The 22,312-nt window shown below is 72.0% G+C and carries 23 protein-coding genes and 1 pseudogene; 5 read left to right on the forward strand and 19 right to left on the reverse strand.

The annotated features are described in order from the left end of the window. The first annotated feature begins 43 nt into the window (after nucleotides 1–43). A complete protein-coding gene (locus ACNJ93_RS06440) occupies nucleotides 44–1,873 on the forward strand; it encodes an endonuclease/exonuclease/phosphatase family protein (protein ID WP_418956357.1) in 1,830 nt (609 codons plus the stop codon). A gap of 19 nt (nucleotides 1,874–1,892) precedes the next feature. Here the strand turns inward: ACNJ93_RS06440 and ACNJ93_RS06445 are convergent, their stop codons facing one another. The 4 genes and pseudogenes from ACNJ93_RS06445 to ACNJ93_RS06460 all read right to left on the reverse strand — a co-directional run bounded on the left by ACNJ93_RS06445 (nucleotide 1,893) and on the right by ACNJ93_RS06460 (nucleotide 3,744). Next, a complete protein-coding gene (locus ACNJ93_RS06445; RefSeq protein WP_418956358.1) occupies nucleotides 1,893–2,600 on the reverse strand; it encodes an antibiotic biosynthesis monooxygenase in 708 nt (235 codons plus the stop codon). Between the two features lie 82 nt (nucleotides 2,601–2,682). After that, nucleotides 2,683–3,219, reverse strand: coding sequence for an SMI1/KNR4 family protein (locus tag ACNJ93_RS06450; protein ID WP_418956359.1), 537 nt, complete (start codon nucleotides 3,217–3,219; stop codon nucleotides 2,683–2,685). 151 nt (nucleotides 3,220–3,370) lie between these two features. Beyond that, a pseudogene (locus tag ACNJ93_RS06455) lies at nucleotides 3,371–3,520 on the reverse strand (hypothetical protein); the annotation flags it as partial. Nucleotides 3,521–3,525: 5 nt separating this feature from the next. Next, nucleotides 3,526–3,744, reverse strand: a complete 219-nt coding sequence (locus ACNJ93_RS06460) for an SDR family NAD(P)-dependent oxidoreductase (protein WP_418956360.1) — start codon at nucleotides 3,742–3,744, stop codon at nucleotides 3,526–3,528. A 137-nt stretch (nucleotides 3,745–3,881) separates the two neighbouring features. On the opposite strand from ACNJ93_RS06460, the gene dapA reads away from it, so the two are divergent. Next, a complete protein-coding gene (gene dapA, locus ACNJ93_RS06465) occupies nucleotides 3,882–4,769 on the forward strand; it encodes a 4-hydroxy-tetrahydrodipicolinate synthase (RefSeq protein WP_418956361.1) in 888 nt (295 codons plus the stop codon). On the opposite strand, the gene ACNJ93_RS06470 is transcribed toward dapA, so the two are convergent. The 6 genes from ACNJ93_RS06470 to ACNJ93_RS06495 form a co-directional block, all read right to left on the reverse strand. Continuing rightward, nucleotides 4,754–4,978, reverse strand: coding sequence for a hypothetical protein (locus ACNJ93_RS06470; RefSeq protein ID WP_418956362.1), 225 nt, complete (start codon nucleotides 4,976–4,978; stop codon nucleotides 4,754–4,756). The two genes, dapA and ACNJ93_RS06470, sit on opposite strands and share 16 nt — an antisense overlap. 77 nt (nucleotides 4,979–5,055) lie before the next feature. After that, the gene (gene dapD / locus ACNJ93_RS06475; protein ID WP_418956363.1) at nucleotides 5,056–6,045 is read right to left on the reverse strand and encodes a 2,3,4,5-tetrahydropyridine-2,6-dicarboxylate N-succinyltransferase; all 990 of its coding nucleotides are present in this window, start codon (nucleotides 6,043–6,045) and stop codon (nucleotides 5,056–5,058) included. Between the two features lie 114 nt (nucleotides 6,046–6,159). Next, a complete protein-coding gene (locus ACNJ93_RS06480; protein WP_418956364.1) occupies nucleotides 6,160–7,215 on the reverse strand; it encodes a hypothetical protein in 1,056 nt (351 codons plus the stop codon). After that, entirely contained in the window at nucleotides 7,208–7,810 is a 603-nt protein-coding gene (locus ACNJ93_RS06485) for an RNA polymerase sigma factor (protein WP_418956365.1), read from the reverse strand. Before ACNJ93_RS06485 ends, ACNJ93_RS06480 begins: the two co-directional genes overlap by 8 nt. Nucleotides 7,811–7,874: 64 nt before the next feature. Continuing rightward, nucleotides 7,875–8,429, reverse strand: a complete 555-nt coding sequence (locus ACNJ93_RS06490) for a TetR/AcrR family transcriptional regulator (protein ID WP_418956366.1) — start codon at nucleotides 8,427–8,429, stop codon at nucleotides 7,875–7,877. Continuing rightward, nucleotides 8,429–8,749 carry a DMT family transporter gene (locus tag ACNJ93_RS06495; protein ID WP_418956367.1) on the reverse strand — a complete coding sequence of 107 codons (321 nt, stop codon included), beginning with the start codon at nucleotides 8,747–8,749 and terminating at the stop codon, nucleotides 8,429–8,431. Before ACNJ93_RS06495 ends, ACNJ93_RS06490 begins: the two co-directional genes overlap by 1 nt. A 103-nt stretch (nucleotides 8,750–8,852) precedes the next feature. Here ACNJ93_RS06495 and ACNJ93_RS06500 point away from each other — a divergent pair, with 103 nt between their 5' ends. Next, on the forward strand, nucleotides 8,853–9,962 hold the full coding sequence (locus ACNJ93_RS06500) for a hypothetical protein (protein ID WP_418956368.1): 1,110 nt from the start codon (nucleotides 8,853–8,855) through the stop codon (nucleotides 9,960–9,962). Nucleotides 9,963–10,046: 84 nt separating this feature from the next. Here ACNJ93_RS06500 and ACNJ93_RS06505 read toward each other — a convergent pair whose 3' ends face one another. From ACNJ93_RS06505 to ACNJ93_RS06545, 9 genes are all read right to left on the reverse strand, one after another. Next, nucleotides 10,047–10,412, reverse strand: a complete 366-nt coding sequence (locus ACNJ93_RS06505; protein ID WP_418956369.1) for a metal-sulfur cluster assembly factor — start codon at nucleotides 10,410–10,412, stop codon at nucleotides 10,047–10,049. Continuing rightward, nucleotides 10,409–10,873, reverse strand: a complete 465-nt coding sequence (gene sufU / locus ACNJ93_RS06510; protein WP_418956370.1) for a Fe-S cluster assembly sulfur transfer protein SufU — start codon at nucleotides 10,871–10,873, stop codon at nucleotides 10,409–10,411. Before sufU ends, ACNJ93_RS06505 begins: the two co-directional genes overlap by 4 nt. Nucleotides 10,874–10,885: 12 nt before the next feature. Further along, nucleotides 10,886–12,142 carry a cysteine desulfurase gene (locus ACNJ93_RS06515; protein WP_418956371.1) on the reverse strand — a complete coding sequence of 419 codons (1,257 nt, stop codon included), beginning with the start codon at nucleotides 12,140–12,142 and terminating at the stop codon, nucleotides 10,886–10,888. Next, the gene (gene sufC, locus ACNJ93_RS06520) at nucleotides 12,139–12,903 is read right to left on the reverse strand and encodes a Fe-S cluster assembly ATPase SufC (RefSeq protein ID WP_418956372.1); all 765 of its coding nucleotides are present in this window, start codon (nucleotides 12,901–12,903) and stop codon (nucleotides 12,139–12,141) included. Before sufC ends, ACNJ93_RS06515 begins: the two co-directional genes overlap by 4 nt. 7 nt (nucleotides 12,904–12,910) lie before the next feature. Beyond that, the gene (locus ACNJ93_RS06525) at nucleotides 12,911–13,228 is read right to left on the reverse strand and encodes a bifunctional 3-phenylpropionate/cinnamic acid dioxygenase ferredoxin subunit (protein WP_030492833.1); all 318 of its coding nucleotides are present in this window, start codon (nucleotides 13,226–13,228) and stop codon (nucleotides 12,911–12,913) included. After that, nucleotides 13,228–14,409: a Fe-S cluster assembly protein SufD gene (gene sufD / locus ACNJ93_RS06530; protein WP_418956373.1), complete on the reverse strand. Its 1,182-nt coding sequence runs from the start codon at nucleotides 14,407–14,409 to the stop codon at nucleotides 13,228–13,230. Before sufD ends, ACNJ93_RS06525 begins: the two co-directional genes overlap by 1 nt. A 63-nt stretch (nucleotides 14,410–14,472) precedes the next feature. Beyond that, nucleotides 14,473–15,888 carry a Fe-S cluster assembly protein SufB gene (gene sufB / locus ACNJ93_RS06535; protein ID WP_418956374.1) on the reverse strand — a complete coding sequence of 472 codons (1,416 nt, stop codon included), beginning with the start codon at nucleotides 15,886–15,888 and terminating at the stop codon, nucleotides 14,473–14,475. Next, entirely contained in the window at nucleotides 15,885–16,610 is a 726-nt protein-coding gene (locus ACNJ93_RS06540) for a helix-turn-helix transcriptional regulator (protein WP_418956375.1), read from the reverse strand. Before ACNJ93_RS06540 ends, sufB begins: the two co-directional genes overlap by 4 nt. 165 nt (nucleotides 16,611–16,775) lie before the next feature. After that, on the reverse strand, nucleotides 16,776–20,378 hold the full coding sequence (locus ACNJ93_RS06545) for a S8 family serine peptidase (protein ID WP_418956376.1): 3,603 nt from the start codon (nucleotides 20,376–20,378) through the stop codon (nucleotides 16,776–16,778). A 175-nt stretch (nucleotides 20,379–20,553) separates the two neighbouring features. Between ACNJ93_RS06545 and ACNJ93_RS06550 the strand changes: the two genes are divergently transcribed. Continuing rightward, nucleotides 20,554–21,480 (forward strand): ABC transporter ATP-binding protein, encoded by a 927-nt coding sequence (locus ACNJ93_RS06550; protein ID WP_418956377.1) that lies wholly within the window; start codon nucleotides 20,554–20,556, stop codon nucleotides 21,478–21,480. Then, a complete protein-coding gene (locus ACNJ93_RS06555) occupies nucleotides 21,477–22,280 on the forward strand; it encodes an ABC transporter permease (protein WP_418956378.1) in 804 nt (267 codons plus the stop codon). The genes ACNJ93_RS06550 and ACNJ93_RS06555 overlap by 4 nt, the downstream gene beginning before the upstream one ends. Nucleotides 22,281–22,312: the final 32 nt, after the last annotated feature.

Raw genomic sequence — 22,312 nt, forward strand, 5'->3', positions numbered from 1 at the left:
TAGATCAATCGACCGATTCTCCAAGCGTCACCGGAGCTCTTTGATGCCTTCCTCCATACCGAGATCCGCCGCGGTCTCGTCCGTCGTCGCCGCCGCCCTGGCCGCGGGCCTGCTCGCCGCTTCCGGCACCGCCTCCGCCGCCGACGTCCGCATCCACGACATCCAGGGGACCACCCGGATCTCGCCGCTGGCGGGCCAGCAGGTCACGGGCGTCACCGGCATCGTCACCGGTGTGCGGACCTACGGCTCGCGGGGCTTCTGGATCCAGGACCCGCAGGGCGACGACGACGCGGCCACCAGCGAGGGCCTGTTCGTCTTCACCAGCTCCGTCCCGAAGGTCGCCGTCGGCGACGCGGTGAGCGTGGCCGGCACGGTCGGCGAGTACGTCCCGGGCGGCCTGAACTCCGGCAACCAGTCGATGACCCAGATCTCCCGGCCCACGGTGACCGTGCTGTCCTCGGGCAACCCGGTGCCTCAGGCCGTGACGATCGACGGCGACTCCGTCCCGGACGCGTACGCCCCCGAGGGCGACCCGGCGGCGGGCGGCTCGATCAACGGGCTGCAGCTGGACCCCGAGCGCTACGCCCTGGACTACTACGAGTCCCTGGAGGGCACGAACGTCCGCATCGGCAGCTCGCGGGTGGTCGGCGCGACCGACCCGTACGCCGAGCTGTGGGTCACGGTGAAGCCCGGGGAGAACGCCTCCGAGCGCGGCGGCGCCGTCTACGGCTCGTACACCTCGCAGAACACCGGTCGGCTGCAGATCCAGTCGCTGGTCCCGCTCGCCCAGCAGCCGTTCCCGAAGGCGAACGTCGGCGACGTGCTGTCCGGCGAGACCGAGGGCCCGCTGGACTTCAACCAGTACGGCGGCTACACGCTGGCCGCCCGCACCCTGGGCACGGTCGTCGACCGCGGCCTGGAGCGCGAGGTGACCGAGCGCCAGCACAAGAACGAGCTGGCCGTGGCCACGTACAACGTGGAGAACCTGGACCCGACCGACGCGCAGGAGAAGTTCGACGCGCTGGCGAAGGCCGTCGTCGAGAACCTCGCCTCGCCCGACATCGTCGCCCTGGAGGAGATCCAGGACGACAACGGCGCGAAGAACGACGGCACGGTCGCCGCCGGGCAGACCCTGAAGAAGTTCACCGACGCGATCGTCGCCGCCGGCGGCCCGCGCTACGAGTGGCGCTCGATCGACCCGGAGAACAACAAGGACGGCGGCGAGCCCGGCGGCAACATCCGCCAGGTCTTCCTGTTCAACCCCGAGCGGGTCGACTTCATCGACCGCGCCGGCGGCGACGCGACGACCGCGACGGGCGTCGTGGAGGGCGCGTACGGCCGTGCGGAGCTGACCCACTCCCCCGGCCGCATCGACCCGGCGAACGCCGCCTGGGAGAACAGCCGCAAGCCGCTGGCCGGCGAGTTCGTCTTCCGCGGCCGGACGGTCTTCGTGGTCGCCAACCACTTCGGCTCCAAGGGCGGTGACGAGTCGCTGACCTCGCACCACCAGCCGCCGAACCGTTCCTCCGAGGCGAAGCGCCTGCTTCAGGCTCAGGCCGTGAACGCCTTCGTCAAGGACGTCCTGGCGATCCAGAAGCAGGCCGACGTGATCGTCCTGGGCGACATCAACGACTTCGAGTTCTCCGCCACCACCGAGGCGCTGACCGACGGCGGGGCGCTCTACCCGGCCGTGAAGTCGCTGCCCCGCGACGAGCGCTACTCGTACGTCTTCCAGGGCAACAGCCAGGTCCTCGACCAGATCCTGACCAGCCCCGGCGTGCACCACTTCGAGTACGACAGCGTGCACATCAACGCCGAGTTCGCCGAGCAGAACAGCGACCACGACCCGCAGGTGCTGCGCTTCCGCCCGTAAGGACGGAAGGGACCGGTGGCTACGCGCCCGCGCTGAGGCTCAGCGCGGGCGCGTAGCGCGTCACCGAGCCGCCGGTCACGCCCGGGTAGTCCCGCACCTTCGCCCACTGCTCGGTCGCGGAGCCGACGCCGCCGGTCCCGGCGAGCGCGTCGACGTGCGCCTGCCGGCTCGTCCACTCCGCGTAGTTGAGGATGCGGTCGCCGGCGACGCCCAGGTGGAAGTGCGCGGAGATGCCGCCGGGCGCGAGGTCCGGGTCGGTCTTCAGGGCCTCGACGACGGTGTCGACCCAGTCCCGCTGCCGGTCCGCGTCGGGCCCGTCGAACTCCACCTCCACGGCCACCACGCAGCCCGGGATCCGGTCGTCGCCCGACTCCAGGGAGCGGTACGGCGGGTGGTAGCGGTGCAGCACGACCCGCTCGATCCCGGGCACGGCCGCGTCGATCTCCGCGTTCCGGTCGTCGCGGTGCCGGGCCACGAAGTCCTGGTACTCCTGCTCCCCGGTCCACTGCGAGTAGTGCATCAGGGTGTCGCCGTCGTCGCCGATGTGGACCGAGTACGAGAGCAGGCCGACGTCCGGCCAGTCCCTCGACTGCCAGGCTCGGGCGATGGCGTCCACGGCCGCCCGCTGGCGCTCGGGCGTGCCGACCCGCCAGGTGCTGGCCATGACGAGCCCGAGGTCGGTGCGGCCCAGGTCGGGACGGGCGTGGGGGTGGATGACGGCGTTCATGGAGACCTCCTGATCGTGTCGAGGTCTCCACTCTCCGACCTCAAGCAAGCTTGAGGTCAACCCCCGTTCCTCCGGCGGCCGTTCACTCCCCGATCCAGTGCACCGCCCACTGCGCGAAGCCGGGCTCTCCCTCGCCCTCGTGGCCGAAGTCCGGGCCGAACGGGGCCGCGCCCACGTCGGCGACGCACCACACCCGGCCGCGCTGCGGGCCGCTGACGACGAGGTGCCAGTACAGGCCGCAGCCGTCCGTGGCGAGCACGATCGAGCCGTGGTCGTAGACCGGGTCGATCAGCGCGTCCCACTCGTCCTCGTCGTGCTCCTCGTCGTCCTCCCAGGCCCAGCGCTCGGCGAGCGGGAAGGGCGCGGCCAGGTCGCGGTCCGCGGCCGGGGTCGGGAAGTCGGCGGGCTGCTCGGCGAGGGGCACGACGCCGCCCGCCCAGCCGTCGCCTATTTCCGCCACGTACGTGCGGTAGGGCTCGGGCAGGACGATGCCGTGCTCCGCCTCGAAGGCGCGCACGCCGTCCCAGCCGAGGGGCGCGCGGTCGTGCCCCTCGGCCAGGCGGGTGCGCAGCAGTTCGAGGTCCTCCGGACGGGCGGCGGACTGCGGGGAATCGCTCATGCCCCCATTGCAGCACCCGGCACCGACAACGCCGCCGCCGGGCCGGTCCCGCGGCGGCCCGGCCCGCTGCCGGTCGGCCGAGCAGGCGCCCGCCGCCGTCGACGAGCAGGACTTCGCCGGTGGTGTACGAGGCGTGCGCCAGGTCGTGGACCGCACCGGCGATGTCCTCGGGCCGGCCGACGCGGCGCAGCGGAACCGCCCCGGCGACATGGGCCTTGGCGGCGTCGGCGCCCTCGACCCCGTCGAACCAGGACGTCGAGCCGGCCGTACGCCTCGACGGCGGCGGTGGGGGTACCCCCATGCCGTTCAGGCTGTGGGGGACAGTCCGGCGGCCTGCGCCTCGTCGGAGACGTCCGCCTGCCGGTACACGGCGTCGGGCAGTTCGGCGGCGAGGGCCTCTCCGGCCTCGACGGACCGCGCCGAGTTGACCACCGTCCGGTAGCCGGCCTCGGCGAACCGGCGGGCGACGGCGGCCCCGATGCCGGAGGACGAGCCGGTGACGAGTGCGACGCGCTGTGCGCTCATGCTGTTCTTCTCCCTGTCCCCCTGTCGTGCCGCCCCGATCGTGCCAGACCCGCCGCCGCACGGTTAAGGAACCCTGACCCCTGCTCCCAAGAAGATCTAAGTGGACCTTCACGGTCGTGGCTGCGGAGACTTCTCGGATGAGCACTCACCTCACCGAACGCCCCTTCGGCCGCGCCCTGTGCGCCATGGTCACGCCCTTCGGCCCCGACGGCGAACTCGACCTGGACGCGGCCGCGAAGCTCGCCGCCGGCCTGGTCGCCGAGGGCTGCGACGGGCTCGTCCTCAACGGCACCACGGGCGAGTCCCCCACCACCTCCGACGCCGAGAAGGAGGCCCTGATCCGGGCGGTTCGGGAGGCGGTCGGCCCCGGCCCGGCGCTCGTCGCGGGCGTCGGCACCGCCGACACCCGGCACACGGTCGAACTGGCCCGGCAGGCCGAGGCGGCGGGCGCCGACGGCGTCCTGGTGATCCCGCCCTACTACAGCAAGCCGCCGCAGGCCGCCGTGGAGGCGCACTTCCTGCGGGTGGCGGACGCGACGGGCCTGCCGGTGATGCTGTACGACATCCCCGGCCGCACCGCGACCCGCATCGAGCCGGAGACGATGATCCGGCTGGCCGAGCACCCCCGGATCGTGGCGGTGAAGGACTGCGCGTACGACCTGCTCGGCACGACGAAGGTGCTGGCCCGCACCGGGCTCGCGTACTACTCCGGCTGCGAGGAGCTGAACCTGCCGCTGTACGCGGTGGGCGGCAGCGGCTACGTCAGCACGGTGGCGAACGTGGCGCCGCGCCCCCTGCGGGCGGTCCTGGACGCCTACGACCGGGGCGAGACGGCCGAGGCGGCCCGGCTCAACGCCCTGAACCTGCCGCTCGCCGAGCTGATGATGGCCTCCGGCCTGCCCGGCGCGGTCACCGTCAAGGCACTGCTCGGCATGACGCTCCGCGAACCGCTGCAGCCCGCCGGCCGCGAGGCGACCGACGGGCTGCGCGCCGCGTACGAGGACCTGGTTCAGTCGTACACGTAGGTGGTGCTGCCGAACAGCGCCGCGTGTTCGAGGACGTCCTCCAGCGGGTCGTCGACCTGCCCCGTGTGGAGCGCGAGGCTCGGGCCGTTCGAGACGGCGGGGCCGTTGTGCGAGCCGGTGTGCGTCTCGTCGGCCGCGGCGGTGCCGGCCGGCAGCAGCACCGCGGCCGCGACCACGCAGGCCCTGACGATGGTGTCCCTCGTCCTCAATGTCGGCTCCTCGCCTTGTCCGATCGGGTGACTGATGCGTCGCACCGCTAACGCGGAGTCACCTCGGTCGGTCACGCTCAGTTGTGGCTGTGGAGGATGTCGTTGAGTCCGCCCCAGACCGCGTTGTTCGGGCGGGCCTCGACGGTGCCGGTGACCGAGTTGCGGCGGAACAGGATGTTCGACTGCCCGGACAGCTCGCGGGCCTTGACGACCTGCCCGTCCGGCATGGTGACGCGCGTGCCGGCGGTGACGTACAGGCCGGCCTCGACGACGCACTCGTCGCCGAGCGCGATGCCGACGCCCGCCTCGGCACCGATCAGGCAGCGCTCGCCGATGGAGATGATCACGTTGCCGCCGCCGGACAGGGTGCCCATGGTGGACGCGCCACCGCCGATGTCGGAGCCGTCGCCGACGACGACGCCCGCGGAGATGCGGCCCTCGACCATGGAGGTGCCGAGGGTGCCGGCGTTGAAGTTGACGAAGCCCTCGTGCATGACCGTGGTGCCGGCGGCGAGGTGCGCGCCGAGGCGGACGCGATCGGCGTCGGCGATGCGGACGCCGGAGGGGACGACGTAGTCGGTCATCCGCGGGAACTTGTCGATCGAGGTGACCTGGAGGTGCAGGCCCTCGGCACGCGCGTTGAGGCGCACCTTCTCGACGTCGTCCACGGCGACCGGGCCGAGCGAGGTCCAGGCGACGTTGGCGAGCAGGCCGAAGACGCCGTCGAGGCTCTGGCCGTGCGGCTTGACCAGGCGGTGCGAGAGCAGGTGCAGGCGCAGGTACGCGTCGTGGGCGTCGAGCGGCTTGTCGTCGAGCGAGGAGATGACCGTCCGCACGGCGACGACCTCGACGCCGCGCCGCGCGTCCACGCCGAGCGCCTTGGCGGCGCCCTCGCCGAGGGCGTTCACGGCGGCCTCGGGGGACAGCCGCTCGGTGCCGGCCGGGCCGGGGGCCTCGGCGAGCTCGGGGGCGGGGAACCAGGTGTCGAGTACGGTGCCGTCGGCGGCGAGGGTGGCGAGGCCGGCGGCGACGGCGCCGGTGGTGCGAGGAGCGGTGTTGTCGGTCATGGGGGAAACCTAACCGGCCCGCCCGCCCCCGGGCGAACCGGTCTCAGCTCCCGGTCGGCGCATCGGCGGTTCCGCCGACGCACCGCCCCCGGCTTCGTCCGTTCGACCGGAGCGTCAGCCCCGGCGCTCCCCCGGCTTGTCCACCACCGCCGTGCGGACCGTCACCCAGCTCTCGATCACCTGCCCGGCCCGGACCTGTGGGCCCAGACGGTCGCCCTTCTTCAGCACGTCCAGCTTGGTCGTGACCGTCGCGACCTGCTGCATGCCCCTGTAGGCGCCCGTGGCGGCGTCGATCAGCACCTCGTTGCGCACGGCCGCGCCGTTGGGGTTGGTCGGGTCCACCATGCCGACGGTGAGGACAGGACGGTTGAGGACGTCCCGGACGGGCCGGTCGGACACCACGGCACCGGGCAGGTCCGCCAGGGCGCGCAGGACCGTCGCGCGCAGGCGGGGCGTCACGCCGACCGGCCCGCGGAGCAGGCCGACCAGCGCCCGGAAGTCCGTGATCTGCTGCCGGGTCCCCTGCGGCCGTTCCCCGGAGCGCACCGCCCGCAGCAGCGCCTCGGGATCGGTGGGTGCCTTCGCGGCGAACCCGCGCTGCCTCATCTCCGGCTCCCGGTAGGCGGGCGTGTTGATCATCTGCAGCTTCCGGTCCTTCTTGCCGCACTGACCGGCGCGCTCGCTCCTGACGGCCCGCTTCGTGGAGTCGCCGAGATCCCAGAACTCGATCCGCTGGACGTGGAGGTGCTCCGGGTACGCGCACATGTCCGAGGCGAGGACGTGCTTGAGGGCGATGCGGTCCACGCCGGTACCCGCGAAGACCTCCTCCCGGTACACCCACTGCCGGTCGTCGACCGAGCGGATCCCGTCCTCGGGCAGGCCCTTCTCCAGCCGGTCCGCGAGGTCCTCCAGCGACGTCGCGACGCCCACGGACATCGGCCCCTGCGAGCGGTCCTTGAACTCCGCGGTGAGCTGCGTCGTCAGCACCGCGGCGGCCGTCACGAGCGCCGCGGCGGCCGGGGCGAGGACCTTCCAGCGGAGGCGGGACGACCAGCTCGGTTCGCGGGGGGCGGCGGCTTCGAGGAGCCGGCGGCGGCCCTGTTCGAGGCGGGCGCGGTCCGGGGCGGGCGCGCCGGCGCGGAAGTCCTGGAGCGTCTTCATCTCATCCATCGACGGCCTCCGGGGCGATGTCGTGTGCGCGGGTGGGGTCGGCGTCGCCGAGCGCGCCGCGCAGGGTCCTGCGCGCGCGGTTGAGCCGGGACCTGACCGTCCCGACCGGGATGCCGAGGGCCTCCGCGACCTCCTGGTAGCTGAGTTCGGCCCAGGCGACCAGGAGCAGCGTGTGCCGGTCCCGGGCCGACAGCCGGGCCAGCGCGGCGGCGAGCGGGCCGTGCACGGCCTGGGCGGCGAGCCGGTCGTCGGCGCGGTCCGACCAGGACTCGGCGACGGGGTCGTGGCCGGTGCGGGCCAGGGCCTTCAGGGCGCGGACCTCGGTGCGCCGGTGCCGGCCGATGAGGTTGGCGGCGATGCCGTACAGCCAGGGCCGGGCGCTGTCGCGGCCGGTGTCGTACCGGTGCCGGATCCGGAAGGCCGTCAGGAAGGTCTCGGCCGTGATGTCGTCGGCCGCCTCGCCACCGAGGCGGCGGGCGGCGTAGCGGTGTATGTCGGCCGCATGGCGGCTGTACAACTCCGCGAAGACCTCGGGCCGTTCGCGCGACGCGGCGACGAGTGCCGCGTCCGCGGGCTCCGCTCGCCCGGTCGTCACGGACACCCCTGTTCCGTAGTCGATAGCTGTCACGCCCGTTGTTGCCCGCAGGGCCGGAACGGGTTCACGGCTCCCGCGGGCGGAGCACCCGCGCCAGCATCTCGCGCGCGTGGTCCTCGTCGTAGAGGCCGTCCGTCAGCAGGACCTGGAGGCCGATGCCGTCCATCAGGGCGACCGCGGCGCGGGCGGTGGCGGGGTCGGTGCGGCGGGCCAGCAGGGCGGTGACCTGCGCGGTCCACTCGGCGGCGACGGGGCGCAGGGCCGGGCGGCGCAGGGCGGCGAGGTAGAGCTCGTACTCCAGCTCCACGCCGGTGCGGTCGCCGCGGATCCACACGCCGAGGAGCCGGGCCAGCGCGGCCGCGAGGTCGGCCGTGGGGTCGGCGAGCGCCGGGTCGTCGCGCAGGAGGCGGCCGAAGCCCTCGCCGGCCCGGCGCAGGGCGGCGACGAGGAGGTCGTCGAGGGAGGCGAAGTGGTACGTGGTCGAGCCCAGCGGCACGTCCGCCTCGGCGGCCACCGTGCGGTGGCTGAGCCCGGCGAGACCGGCCCGGCCGACGACCCGCAGCGCCGCGTCGACGATGCGCCGGCGGCGGTCGGGGTCGTACCGGCGGGGCCGGGCCATCAGTGGGCGCCGCCGAGGTTCAGCACGGCGACCCCGGCGATGATCATCACGATGCCGGCGAGTTTCGCGAGGTTCATGCTCTCGCCGAGGAACAGCGCGCCGATGGCCGCCACGGCGGCGGTGCCGACCCCGGACCAGATGGCGTAGGCGGTGCCGACCTGGAGGGTCTTGAGCGCCTGCGCGAGGAGGCCGAAGGCGAGCAGGTAGCCGGCGCAGGTCAGGAGGGAGGGCCCGAGCCGGGAGAAGCCGTCGCTGTACTTCATGGAGAGCGTGGCGACGATCTCCGCCGCGATGGCTCCGGCGAGCAGTCCGTATCCCATGTGTACGAGCGTACACAGCACGGTCATGTCCCTGGCATCTTCCCTCCGGCTAACGTGTCCGGGTCACCCATCGGTGACGGGAACGGACACGCAGGGAGCGGGGATGGCGCAGAACATGGGGTGGGGCCCGTACGGAGCACCGGGCGGGGGCTGGGGAGCGCCGCCGCCTCCGCCGCCGCAGCCGGGGGTGGTCCCGCTGCGGCCGCTGACCGTCGGGGATCTGCTCGGCGGGGCGATGGCGGCGATCGGCCGGTACAAGGGAGCGGTCTTCGGCATCCCGCTGGTCGTCTTCGGTGTGTACTCGCTGGTGCTCGGCGTGACCCTGGTCCTCGCCGTCTCGGGCCTGGGCGACGCCATTCCGGCGTTCGTCGACGCCGTCGACGACGCGGACCGCTCGGGGCCGCCGGACTGGGAGGTGTTCCAGCCCTTCGTCGTGGCCTTCGTGAGCGTCCTGGCCGTGGCGTCGGTCGGCTACCTGCTCGCGGTCTCGCTGGTGCAGGCCGCGATGCTGGCGGTGCTGCAGAACGCGGTCCTCGGCCGTCCGGCGACCTTCGGCCAGGTGTGGCGGGAGGCGCTGCCACGGGTGCCGGCGCTGATCGGCACGACGCTGCTGACCGGGCTGATCGCCATGGTGCCGACGGTGCTGGCCGTGATCGCCTTCACCGTCACGCTGGCCGGCGCCTCGATGGCGGCGGCGGACGGCGAGGGCGGCGGCGCCGTCGGCGCGGTCTTCGTCCTCGGCCTGCTGGGCGCGCTGCTCACGGCCGTTCCGGCGGTCTGGCTGTACGTGAAGTTCATCCTGGCGCCGGCCGCGGTGGTCTTCGAGAAGCAGGGCCCGGTCGCGGCCCTGCGCCGCTCCTCGCAGCTGGTGCGCGGCCGCTGGTGGCCGGTGTTCGGCATCTCGGTGCTGGCCGCGGTCATGGCCGGGGTGATCGCCGGGGTGGTCCAGCAGGTGCTGGGCATGTTCGGCATGATCCCGATGATGTCGGCCGCCTCCGACCTCGGGGCGGACCCGGAGCTGTCCGACGTCCTGTCCGTGCTCTCGGTGTACCTGGTGATCGTCCTGGTGGCCCAGCTGGTCGGCTACCTGATCCAGACCACGTTCCCGCCCCTGGTCAACGGCCTGCTCTACGTCGACCAGCGGATCCGCAAGGAGAACCTGGCCGCGGCCCTCGCCGAGACCGCGGGGACGCCGGCGCCGCCCGCGTACTGAGGCCGCCCGCGTCCTGGACATGCGTCCTGGACATGCCGAAAGGGCCGCACCCCCCGAAGGGGTGCGGCCCTTGCGCACGTCCGGTCAGACGTTGAAGCCGAGGGCGCGCAGCTGCTCGCGGCCGTCGTCGGTGATCTTGTCCGGGCCCCACGGGGGCATCCAGACCCAGTTGATCCGCAGCTCGTTGACGATGCCGTCGGTGGCGGCCTTCGCCTGGTCCTCGATCACGTCGGTCAGCGGGCAGGCCGCCGACGTCAGCGTCATGTCGAGCGTCGCGATGTTCGCGTCGTCGATGTGGATGCCGTAGATCAGGCCGAGGTTGACCACGTCGATGCCCAGCTCGGGGTCGACGACGTCGTACAGCGCCTCGCGGATCTCCTCTTCGGTCGCGGGCTTGATCGCCACGGCCTCGGCGGCCTTCTCCGTGGTGGCCTCTGCGTTCTCCGTCATGCCGACTTCCTCTCCGCGGCGCCGCCCAGGGCCTGGGCCGTCGCGTCCTTCCACGCCATCCAGCTGAGCAGCGCGCACTTCACCCGGGCCGGGTACTTGGAGACTCCGGCGAACGCGACCGCGTCCTCCAGGATCTCCTCCATCGCGTCGTCCGGCTCGATCTGGCCCTTGGACTGCATCAGCTCCAGGAAGGTGCCCTGGATCTTCTGCGCCTCGGCCAGCTCCTTGCCGACGAGCAGCTCGTTGAGGACGGACGCCGAGGCCTGGCTGATGGAACAGCCCTGGCCCTCGTACGAGACGTCCTCGATGCGCTCGCCGTCGTACTTCACCCGCAGCGTGATCTCGTCGCCGCACGTCGGGTTGACGTGGTGCACCTCGGCGTCGCCGTCCCGCAAGCCCCGCCCGTGGGGGTGCTTGTAGTGGTCCAGGATGACGTCCTGGTACATCGAATCCAGCTTCACAGGTCAGCCGCCCTATCCGAAGAAGTTACGGACGTGCTCCAGCCCCTCGACCAGGGCGTCGACCTCGGCCGGAGTGGAGTACAGATAGAACGACGCCCGCGTGGTCGCAGGAATTCCGTACCGCAGGCAGACCGGCCGCGCGCAGTGGTGGCCGACCCGGACCGCGATGCCCTGCTCGTCCAGCACCTGCCCCACGTCGTGCGGGTGGATGTCCCCGAGCACGAAGGAGATCGCGGCGCCGCGGTCCTCGGCCGTGGTGGGGCCGATGATCCGCAGGTCGGGGACCTCCTGGAGACGGCGCACGGCGTACTCGGTGATCGCGTGCTCGTGGCGCGCGATGTTCTCCATGCCGATCGCCGACAGGTAGTCCACGGCCGCGCCGAGGCCCACGGCCTGCGCGATCGGGGGCGTGCCCGCCTCGAACTTGTGCGGGGCCGGCGCGTACGTGGAGGAGTGCATCGAGACGGTCTCGATCATCTCGCCGCCGCCGAGGAAGGGCGGCAGGTCCTCCAGGAGCTCCTGCCGTCCCCACAGCACGCCGATGCCGGTCGGGCCGCACATCTTGTGGCCGGTGAAGGCCACGAAGTCGGCCTGCAGCGCCTGCACGTCGAGCACCATGTGCGGGGCGGCCTGCGAGGCGTCGATGCAGACCAGCGCGCCGACCTCCTGGGCGCGCCGGATGATCGTCTCGACCGGGTTGACCGTGCCCAGCAGGTTGGAGACCAGCGTGAACGAGACGATCTTGGTCTTCTCGGTGATGACCTCGTCGATGTTCGAGAGATCGAGACGGCCGTCGTCGGTCAGGCCGAACCACTTCAGCTTCGCGCCCGTGCGCTGCGAGAGCAGCTGCCACGGCACGATGTTGGAGTGGTGCTCCATCTCCGTGATGGCGATCTCGGTCTCGTGGTCCACGCGGTAGGGCTCGTCGGCCCAGCCCAGCATGTTCGCGACCAGGTTGAGCGACTCGGAGGCGTTCTTGGTGAAGATCACCTCGTCGCGGCTCGGCGCGTTGATGAAGGCGGCGACCTTGTCGCGGGCGCCCTCGTACAGCGCCGTGGCCTCCTCGGCGACCGTGTACACGCCGCGGTGCACGTTGGCGTTGTGCCGCTCGTAGTAGGCGTTCAGCGCGTCGAGCACCTGGCGCGGCTTCTGCGAGGTCGCGGCGGAGTCGAGGTAGACGATCTTCTTCCCGTCGTGGACCACACGATCCAGCAGGGGGAAGTCCTTGCGGATCGCCTCGGTGTCGAGGAGGCCCGGCAGCTGTGTCACGCGGATGCGCCGCCCTTCACGTACTTGTCGTAGCCCTCGTTCTCCAGCTGGTCCGCGAGCTCGGCGCCGCCGGACTCGACGATGCGGCCGTTCGCGAACACGTGCACGAAGTCGGGCTTGATGTAGCGGAGGATCCGCGTGTAGTGGGTGATCAGCAGGGTGCCGACCTCACCGGTCTCGCGGACGCGGTTGACGCCCTCGGAGACGATGCGCAGGGCGTCGACGTCGAGGCCGGAGTCGGTCTCGTCGAGGATCGCCAGCTTCGGCTTGAGGAGCTCCAGCTGCAGGATCTCGTGGCGCTTCTTCTCACCGCCGGAGAAGCCCTCGTTGACGTTGCGCTCGGCGAAGGAGGGGTCCATCTGGAGCTGCTCCATGGCCTCCTTCACCTCCTTGACCCAGGTGCGCAGCTTCGGGGCCTCGCCGCGGATCGCGGTGGCGGAGGTGCGCAGGAAGTTGGAGACCGAGACGCCGGGGACCTCGACCGGGTACTGCATGGCGAGGAAGAGACCGGCGCGGGCGCGCTCGTCGACCGACATCTCCAGGACGTCCTCGCCGTCGAGGGTGACGGTGCCGCCGGTGACGGTGTACTTCGGGTGGCCGGCCAGCGAGTACGCCAGCGTCGACTTGCCGGAGCCGTTCGGGCCCATGACGGCGTGGGTCTCGCCCTGCTTGATGGTCAGGTCGACACCCTTGAGGATCTCCCGGGGGCCGTTCTCGGCCTCGACGGAGACGTGCAGGTCGTGGATTTCAAGCGTTGCCATGGGTGACTCAGGACTCCTGGGTGACGGAGACGAGCACATCGTCCCCTTCGATCTTTACGGGGTACACGGGGACGGGGCGCGTCGCGGGAAGGCCGGACGGCTTGCCGGTGCGGAGGTCGAAGCTGGAGCCGTGCAGCCAGCACTCGATGGCGCAGTCCTCGACCTCGCCCTCCGAGAGGGAGACGTTCGCGTGCGAGCAGATGTCGTTGATCGCGAACACCTCGCCCTCGGTCCGGACGACGGACACCGGCGTGCCGTCGACCTCCACCCTCTTGGGGGTGTCGGCCTCCAGCTCGCTCAGCGCGCAGACGCGGACGAAGGCCATCAGACGGACGCCTCCAGCTCGGCCTCGATCTTGGCGATCAGGCGCTCCTCGACGTCCGGCAGGCCGATCTGCTGCACCAGCTCGGCGAAGAAGCCGCGCACGACCAGACGGCGGGCCTCCTTCTCCGGGATGCCGCGGGCCATCAGGTAGAAGAGCTGCTCGTCGTCGAAGCGGCCGGTGGCCGAGGCGTGGCCGGCGCCGGCGATCTCGCCGGTCTCGATCTCCAGGTTCGGCACGGAGTCGACCCGGGCGCCGTCCGTGAGGACGAGGTTCCGGTTCAGCTCGTACGTGTCGGTGCCCTCGGCCGCGGCCTGGATGAGGACGTCGCCGATCCACACCGCGTGCGCGTCCTGGCCCTGCAGCGCGCCCTTGTAGGCGACGTTGGAGGTGCAGTGCGGGGTGTTGTGGTCGACGAGCAGGCGGTGCTCGTGGTGCTGGCCGGCGTCGGTGAAGTACAGGCCGAACAGCTGGGCCTCGCCGCCGGGGGCGGAGTACTCGACGCGCGGGTGGATGCGCACCAGATCGCCGCCGAAGGTGACGACGACGGACTTGAAGGAGGCGTCGCGGCCGAGCAGCGCGTTGTGCTGGGCGACGTGGACGGCCTTCTCGTCCCAGTCCTGGACGGAGACGACGGTCAGCTTCGCGCCGTCGCCGAGGACGTAGTCGACGTTGGCCGCGAGCACCGCGTCGCCGGTGTGGTCGATGACGACCAGGGCTTCGGCGAAGGCGCCGAGCTCGATGACCTGGTGGCCGAAGGCGACGCCGCCCTCGCCGTGCACGGCGATGCGGATCGGCTCGGTGAGCACGGCCTCCTTGGCGACGGTGACGACCGACGCCTTCTCGAAGCCGGAGTACGCCTGGGCGGCGACCCGGTCCACGGGCTTGCCGGCCTTGCGCAGCCGCGCGTCGTCGCGGCCGACGGTCTCCACGGTGACGCCCTCGGGGGCCTCGACCTCGACGCGGACGCCTTCGCCGGTGGCGACGGCGGTGCCGTCGTGCAGCCCGCGCAGGCGCTCCAGCGGGGTGAACCGCCACTCCTCCTCGCGACCGTGCGGGACGGGGAAGTCCGCGACGTCGAAGGACGGGGGCGCGCTCATGCGCGTGGCGACGGTGGACTCGGCGGCCACCGCGATCGAGCCGGCGGTCGTGGAACCGGCCGGGATGTTCTGAGCGTCAGCCATGGCTGTCGTAGTGCTCTCTTCCTGCGTTGTGAATCGGTCGCTGCTGAAGGGACGGGGCGGGCCTTAGCCGACCGCGCCTTCCATCTGCAGCTCGATCAGCCGGTTCAGCTCCAGCGCGTACTCCATCGGCAGCTCCTTGGCGATCGGCTCGACGAAGCCGCGCACGATCATGGCCATGGCCTCCTGCTCGGACAGGCCGCGCTGCATCAGGTAGAAGAGCTGGTCCTCGGAGACCTTGGAGACGGTCGCCTCGTGGCCCATCGTGACGTCGTCCTCGCGGACGTCCACGTACGGGTACGTGTCGGAGCGGGAGATCGTGTCGACGAGCAGCGCGTCGCAGAGCACGTTCGACTTGGCGCCCGGGGCGCCCTCGCCGATCTCGATCAGGCCGCGGTAGGAGGTGCGGCCGCCGCCGCGCGCCACCGACTTCGAGACGATGGACGACGAGGTGTTCGGCGCCATGTGGACCATCTTCGCGCCGGCGTCCTGGTGCTGGCCCTCGCCCGCGAAGGCGATGGACAGGGTCTCGCCCTTGGCGTGCTCGCCCATCAGGTAGACGGCCGGGTACTTCATGGTGACCTTGGAGCCGATGTTGCCGTCGACCCACTCCATGGTGGCGCCCTCGTAGGCGACGGCGCGCTTGGTCACCAGGTTGTAGACGTTGTTCGACCAGTTCTGGATCGTCGTGTAGCGGCAGCGGCCGCCCTTCTTGACGATGATCTCCACGACCGCGGAGTGCAGCGAGTCGGAGGAGTAGATCGGCGCGGTGCAGCCCTCGACGTAGTGGACGTAGGCGTCCTCGTCGACGATGATCAGCGTCCGCTCGAACTGGCCCATGTTCTCCGTGTTGATACGGAAGTAGGCCTGCAGCGGGATCTCGACGTGCACGCCCTTCGGCACGTAGATGAACGATCCGCCGGACCACACGGCCGTGTTCAGCGAGGCGAACTTGTTGTCGCCGACCGGGATGACGGTGCCGAAGTACTCCTTGAAGAGCTCCTCGTGCTCCTTCAGGGCGGTGTCGGTGTCGACGAAGATGACGCCCTGCTCCTCCAGGTCCTCGCGGATCTGGTGGTAGACGACCTCGGACTCGTACTGGGCGGCGACACCGGCGACCAGGCGCTGCTTCTCCGCCTCCGGGATGCCGAGCTTGTCGTACGTGTTCTTGATGTCCTCCGGCAGGTCCTCCCAGGACTCGGCCTGCTTCTCGGTGGACCGCACGAAGTACTTGATGTTGTCGAAGTCGATGCCCGACAGGTCGGAGCCCCAGGTCGGCATGGGCTTCTTGCCGAAGAGCTTCAGGCCCTTGAGGCGGAGCTTCAGCATCCACTCGGGCTCGTTCTTCTTCGCGGAGATGTCGCGGACGACGTCCTCGGAGAGACCTCGCTGAGCGGCGGCACCGGCCGCGTCCGAGTCGGCCCAGCCGTACTCGTACCGACCCAGGCCCTCGAGCTCGGGGTGGCTGATCTCGGTGGTCATGCGGGGTTCCTCCCGGCCGTGCTTGCGGATGCTGTTGAAGAGGTGGTCTGTGGGGCGCCGTGCGGGATGAACGTGGTGCAGACGCCGTCACCATGCGCGATGGTGGCCAGACGCTGGACATGTGTTCCCAGGAGGCGGGAGAAGATCTCGGTCTCCGCCTCGCACAGCTGCGGGTACTGCTCGGCGACGTGGGCGACCGGGCAGTGGTGCTGGCAGAGCTGCTCACCGACGGGCGCCTGCCGCGCAGTGGCAGCGTACCCGTCCGCGGTGAGCGCCTTGGCCAGAGCCTCGGTGCGCTCCGCGGGGTCCGCGGCCTCGACGGCCTGCCGGTACGCCTCGGCCTGGGCCTCGATCCGGTCCCGGGCGAAGGCCGCGACGGCGGCCTCCCCGCCGGCGTTCCGCTCGATCCAGCGCAGGGCCTCGACGGCCAGCGTGTCGTAGGACTGGTCGAAGGCGTCCCGGCCGCAGTCGGTCAGTGCGAAGACCTTGGCGGGACGTCCGCGGGTGCGCGTGCCGTACACGCGCTTCTCTCGCGCCTCGACCACGTTGTCGGCGACGAGGGAGTCCAGATGGCGGCGGACGGCGGCCTGGGTGAGGCCGAGCCGCTCCGCGAGGTCGGCGACGGTGGAGGGGCCGTGGTCAAGGATGGACCGCGCGACCCGGTTGCGTGTCGATCGTTCACCGGTCGCGAGTTCCTCCGGAGCCTCGCCGACGTTTTTCACAACGCCATTGTTGCGTAATTCTTCGGACAGTGACAAGCCGCGCCCCGGGGGGCGCACGGTGCCGTGCATCACTCAGGTAAGGCTTACCTGACCTGCGAAAACGATCTCCGGAACGGCCCGCGGCCGCACCCGGAAGGTGCGGCCGCAGGCGTCGTGAGCAGGGCGTCAGCCGGTCAGATCGGGCCGCTCGGTGACCCGGATCGCGTTCACCAGCGGCTTCCCGCTGTTCGCCACGAAGCGGAGATTGAGCTGCCCGTCCGTGACCCGCACGGTGAAGGTCCGGTCGTGCGCCGCCCGGACCCCCGCCTCCAGGGCGAGGTCCAGATTGGGCACGACCTGCGTCCCCTCGGCCATCACGTCGAAGACCCGGTCCGTGGGGCTCTTGGCGGCGAGCTCGGCGAAGCCCAGCTCCACCTGGTAGGTGCCGGCCGGCAGGCCGTCGAAGCGGTACTCGTACATGCCCTGGCGGGCCGTGCGGTACAGCGTCGGGTCGGCGGTGCCGGTGATCTCCCGGGTCGTGGACGGCGCGGTGGTCGTGCCGAGCCAGCCGTACGAGCCCGCCGCGTGCCTGCGGTCGGGACCCCAGGCGTCGCCCAGCGCGTCCACGGACTCCGTGCCGGCCCCCGCGTCGATCGCGGTCCGGTACGCCGGGACGACCAGCTTCACCGGGATGTCGATCACGGGTGCGCGGCCGCTGCGGGACTTCACCTGCAGGGTGCCCGTGAGCACGGTGCCGCCGGGCACGCCCGTGGTGTCGAAGGTGAGCGTCGCCTTGGCCCGGTCGTACGGCTCCATGCCGGCGCCCTCCAGGGAGCCGGAGGCCGGGGAGGCCGTGATCCAGCCCTTGCCGTCCTTCTCCGCCACGGTGTAGTCGGTGCCGAGGCTGCCCGTGTTGGTCAGGTTCAGCGTCCGGGTCCGGGTGGCGCCCGGCGGGGCGATCACGGTGAGGGACCCGGCGTCGGCGGTGACCCGGCCGGTGGCCAGCTCGGCGTCGAAGACGTACACCTTGCCGTTCTGGGCCGTGACGACGGTCTCGTCGGTCCAGTAGTACGGGGCGCTCGCGTGGATGTCGTAGTCGCGCCACTCGGCCGGCATCTGGAGCAGGTACACGCCGTTCGCGTCGGTGAGCTCGGACGGGCCGAGGCCGCCGCTGCTGGCGGTGACGCTCGCCCCCGCCACCGGCAGGCCGTCGTTGCCGTCGGTCACCTTGCCGGTGACGACGGCGGTGAGGGTCTGCCGCAGAGAGATCGTCGTGCCGTCGCGGAGCGTGCCCTCGTTGAACGAGTAGAGCAGCGCGTCCGTGCCGGTGTGGCTCTCCGCGCCGATCGTCGCGGAGGAGCCGTTCTCCAGGCCGGCGCCGGAGACGTCCTTGTAGTGCAGGGACGCGGAGCCGTCCTCGCTCAGCACGGCGGCGAAGGAGATCCGCTCACCGGTGGCCGAACCCGCGACGAGCGCGTTGCGCCATTCGACGACGAGCTTCCGGTGCGGGAAGGTCCCGGTGGTCCCCCAGTACACGCCCGCCTCGGCGTCGACCGTCAGGTTGTCCCAGAACGGGTAGAGCGCGCCGTTCGGGGCCGAGGCGGTCGGCAGGGTGGTGTTGGAGCTCGACGTCGAGGACGCCCCGAAGGACAGCACGCCGTCCACGGAGGCGGTCGCCTGCCGGTAGGTCTTGCCGTAGAACGGCACGGGGAACGGCAGCGCGAACGTGGCCGTGCCGAAGGTGGTGCTCGCGTACGCCAGCTTGGTCGTGCCGGACGGGAACTCCGCCGACGTGGAGACCGAGCAGGCGGTGCCGAAGGCGTCGGTGCGGGCCGGGAGCGTCACGTTCCGGGTGGTGGCCCCGGCGACCTCGACCTGGACGGTGGTCGCGGAGGCGCAGCGGTGCGCCGGGACGACGTTGAGCTGGTACGTGCCGTGGGGCAGCCTCAGCGTGTAGCGGCCGTCCGCGTCGGCCTTGCCGGTCACGGGCGTGCCCTGGGCGGTGAGCACCGCGCCGCCCTCGGGGCCGGCGGCCCCGGTGACCACGCCGGTGACGTCGGCGGAGGGCGCCTCGTCGAGGGCGAAGTCCTTCACGGCGGAGCCGTTCTCGGTGACGGTCACGGTGCCGGTGGCGGGGAGGTGGCCGAATTTGGTGACCTCGACGGCGTACTCCCCCACCATCAGCCGGGGAAGGGCGTATCCGCCGTCCGTGCCGCTGGTGACCGTGGCCTTCATCGGGCCGTCGAAGCGCAGCAGGGCCTCGGCGAGCGGGGCGCCGGCGGCGGTGACCTTGCCGCTGACGGCGCCGAGGGGGCCGCGCGGGGCGGCGGTGACGGCCGCGTACGCGTCGAGGCGGCCCTCGCCGAAGACGTTGTTGTCGGCCGGGGTGCCGCCGCAGGCGGTGGCGTCCACGTCGGTGGCGGTGGAGTCGAGGAGCTTCTCGGTCTCCGTCACGTCGCCGCGGATCGCGGGCGAGGCGGACCACATCAGGGCGACCGTGGCGGCGGTGTGCGGGGAGGCCATGGAGGTGCCGGAGATGGCGTTGTAGCCGCCGTTGTTCCAGGACGCGCGGACGTTGACGCCGGGCGCGGCCAGGTTCGGCTTGATCCCGCCGGCCTCGCCCGCTCCGCGCGAGGAGAAGGAGGCGATGGCGTTGTTGATGTCGAAGGCGCCGGTGGCGTAGCTGTTCACGTACGCGCCCGGGGAGCCGGCGGTGGCGCAGCCGGGGCCGCTGTTGCCGTTCGAGAAGGCCGGGAAGATGCCGGCGTCCCGCCAGGCCTGGACGGTGGTCTTGTACCAGGTGTCCAGGACGCCGCTGCCCCAGGAGTTGTTCACCACGTCCGGGGCGAGGTCGGGGCGCGGGTTCTGGCCGCTCGCGTCGGTGGGGGCGACGATCCACTGGCCGGAGCGCAGCAGGGAGTCGCGGGAGCAGGAGCTGGTCTCGCAGCCCTTGGCGGCGATCCAGCGGGCGCCGGGCGCGACGCCGATCCGGTTGCCCGCGCCGTCGTCGCCGACCATGGTGCCCATGGTGTGCGTGCCGTGGCCGTTGTTGTCGCAGGGCGCGGCGCCGGCGCAGACCTTCGCCGGGTCGAACCAGTTGTACGTGTGGTCGTACGTGCCGTCGGCCTTCAGGCCCCGGTAGGCGGCCTTCACGGCCGGGTGGTCGTACTGGACGCCGGAGTCGATGTTCGCGACGGTGATCCCCTCGCCGCGCACGCCCAGCTCGGACCAGACCCGCGGGGCCCCGATCCGCTCGACGTTCCACTCGACCGCGTCGGTGCGCGGCTCCGCCTCGCCGGGCAGCGGGTCGGGCAGCCGCACCGGGTCGTCGGTCTCCAGGGCGGCGACCTCGGGGCGGGCGGCGAGCTTCCGGGCGAGCGTCTCGTCGCCGGTGACCTTGAGGGTGTTGGCGATCCAGAAGGACTCGTACGAACCGCCGGCCTTCTTGATCAGGGCCCGCAGGCCGGCCTGGCTCTTCTCGGCGTGGGCCGTCTTGGCGGCGCGCAGCGCGCGGGCCTTGGCGGCCTTGCCGGCGGCCCGGCGGGCGGCGGCGGTGTCGGCCTCCTCGGCGAGGGTGACCCAGAAGGTCGTCTCCTCGCCCCCGGTGAGCGCGCCCTGGAGGGCGGCCTCGGTCTTCTGCCGGTAGGCGGAGGGCTGCCGGGCCTCGGGGTCCTGGGCCTGCGCGGGCGTGGCGCCCATCGCGAGGGGCAGGGCGACGAGGGCGGCGGTCAGGGCGGCGAGCGATCGGGTGCGTATCGGTCCGGACAGTGCTCTGCGGCGTGGCGCCACGGACTCTCCCTTCACGGTGGGTGCGCGGATCGGTGCGCACCGTCGTTCGATCGTGAAGGAATTGGCAGGTGCATGTGAAGGAATTCAACAGCAACTTCCGGTCATTCCCGTCCCGTTGGTAGCGGAGTTCTCCCCGGGGGCCGGGCGCGGCCGGCGGCTCTCTAGACTTCCGGGCATGAAGAACGAGTCCGTCGTGCAGGTCCGGGGCCTGGTGAAGCGGTACGGGACGAAGACCGCAGTCGACGGCCTCGACCTCGACGTCCGGGCCGGCACCGTCACCGCCGTCCTCGGCCCGAACGGCGCCGGCAAGACCACCACGATCGAGACCTGCGAGGGCTACCGCAGGCCCGACGCGGGCACCGTCCGCGTCCTCGGCCTCGACCCGGTCGCCCAGGGCGAGGCCCTGAGGCCCCGGATCGGCGTGATGCTCCAGTCCGGCGGCGTGTACTCCGGCGCCCGCGCCGAGGAGATGCTGCGCCACACCGCGCGGCTGCACGCCCATCCGCTCGACGTGGACGCGCTGATCGAGCGGCTCGGGCTCGGCTCCTGCGGCCGGACGACGTACCGCCGGCTCTCCGGCGGCCAGCAGCAGCGGCTGGCCCTGGCGATGGCCGCGGTCGGCCGCCCGGAGCTGGTCTTCCTGGACGAGCCCACCGCCGGCCTCGACCCGCAGGCCCGCCGCGCCACCTGGGACCTGGTCCGGGAGCTGCGCGCCGACGGGGTGACCGTCGTGCTCACCACCCACTTCATGGACGAGGCCGAGGAGCTGGCCGACGACGTCGCGATCATCGACGCCGGCCGGGTCGCCGTCCAGGGCAGCCCCGAGGAGCTGTGCCGCGGCGGCGCGGAGAACTCCCTGCGCTTCACCGGCCGCCCCGGCCTCGACCTCGGCTCCCTGCTCAAGGCCCTCCCCGACGGCGCCCAGGCCGCCGAGCCGGTGCCCGGCTCGTACCGGATCACCGGCACCGTCGACCCCCAGCTGCTGGCCACCGTCACCACCTGGTGCGCCCAGCACGGCGTGATGCCGGACGGCATCGCCGTCGAACGCCACACCCTCGAAGACGTCTTCCTGGAAGTCACCGGAAGGGAGCTGCGCGGATGAGCGCCAGCACGACCGCGGGCGCCGGTACCTACGCGCCGAAGCCCGGGGCCGCGCCCGTCGGGCGCATGATCGCCGCGCAGGCCGCGTTCGAGACGAAGATGCTGCTCCGCAACGGCGAGCAGCTGCTCCTCACGGTGATCATCCCCTCCCTCCTGCTCGTGATCTTCTCCACCGTCGACATCGTCACTGTGCCCGTTTCGGCAACGGGCGGAGCGGGCGAGGCCGTGGACTTCCTGGCGCCCGGCGTGCTCGCCCTGGCCGTGATGTCCACCGCCTTCACCGGCCAGGCCATCGCGACCGGCTTCGAGCGCCGCTACGGCGTCCTCAAGCGGCTCGCGGCCTCGCCGCTGCCCCGCTGGGCGCTGATGACCGCCAAGACGCTCTCGGTCCTGGTCACGGAGCTGCTGCAGATCGCCCTGCTCACGGCGATCGCCCTGGCGCTCGGCTGGTCGCCGCAGGGCAGCCCGGCAGCCGTGGCGCTGCTGCTCGTCCTCGGCACCGCGGCGTTCTCCGGCCTCGGGCTGCTGATGGCCGGAACGCTTCGGGCGGAGGCCACCCTGGCCGCGGCGAACCTGGTGTTCCTGCTCCTGCTGGTCGGCGGCGGCGTGATCGTGCCGCTGGAGAAGTTCCCGGCCGCCGCCCGCGCCGTCCTGGAGCTGCTGCCGATCTCGGCGCTCTCCGACGGGCTGCGCGACGTCCTCCAGGGCGGTGCCGCGATGCCGTGGGGCGCGGCGGGGATCCTCGCGGCCTGGGCCGTCCTGGGCCTCGGGGCGGCGGCGAAGTTCTTCCGCTGGGAGTAGCGACAAGGTGACGTTCCGGGGTGACTTCGCCC

Source organism: Streptomyces tritici (genome assembly GCF_048500665.1).
GTDB classification, from domain to species: domain Bacteria; phylum Actinomycetota; class Actinomycetes; order Streptomycetales; family Streptomycetaceae; genus Streptomyces; species Streptomyces tritici.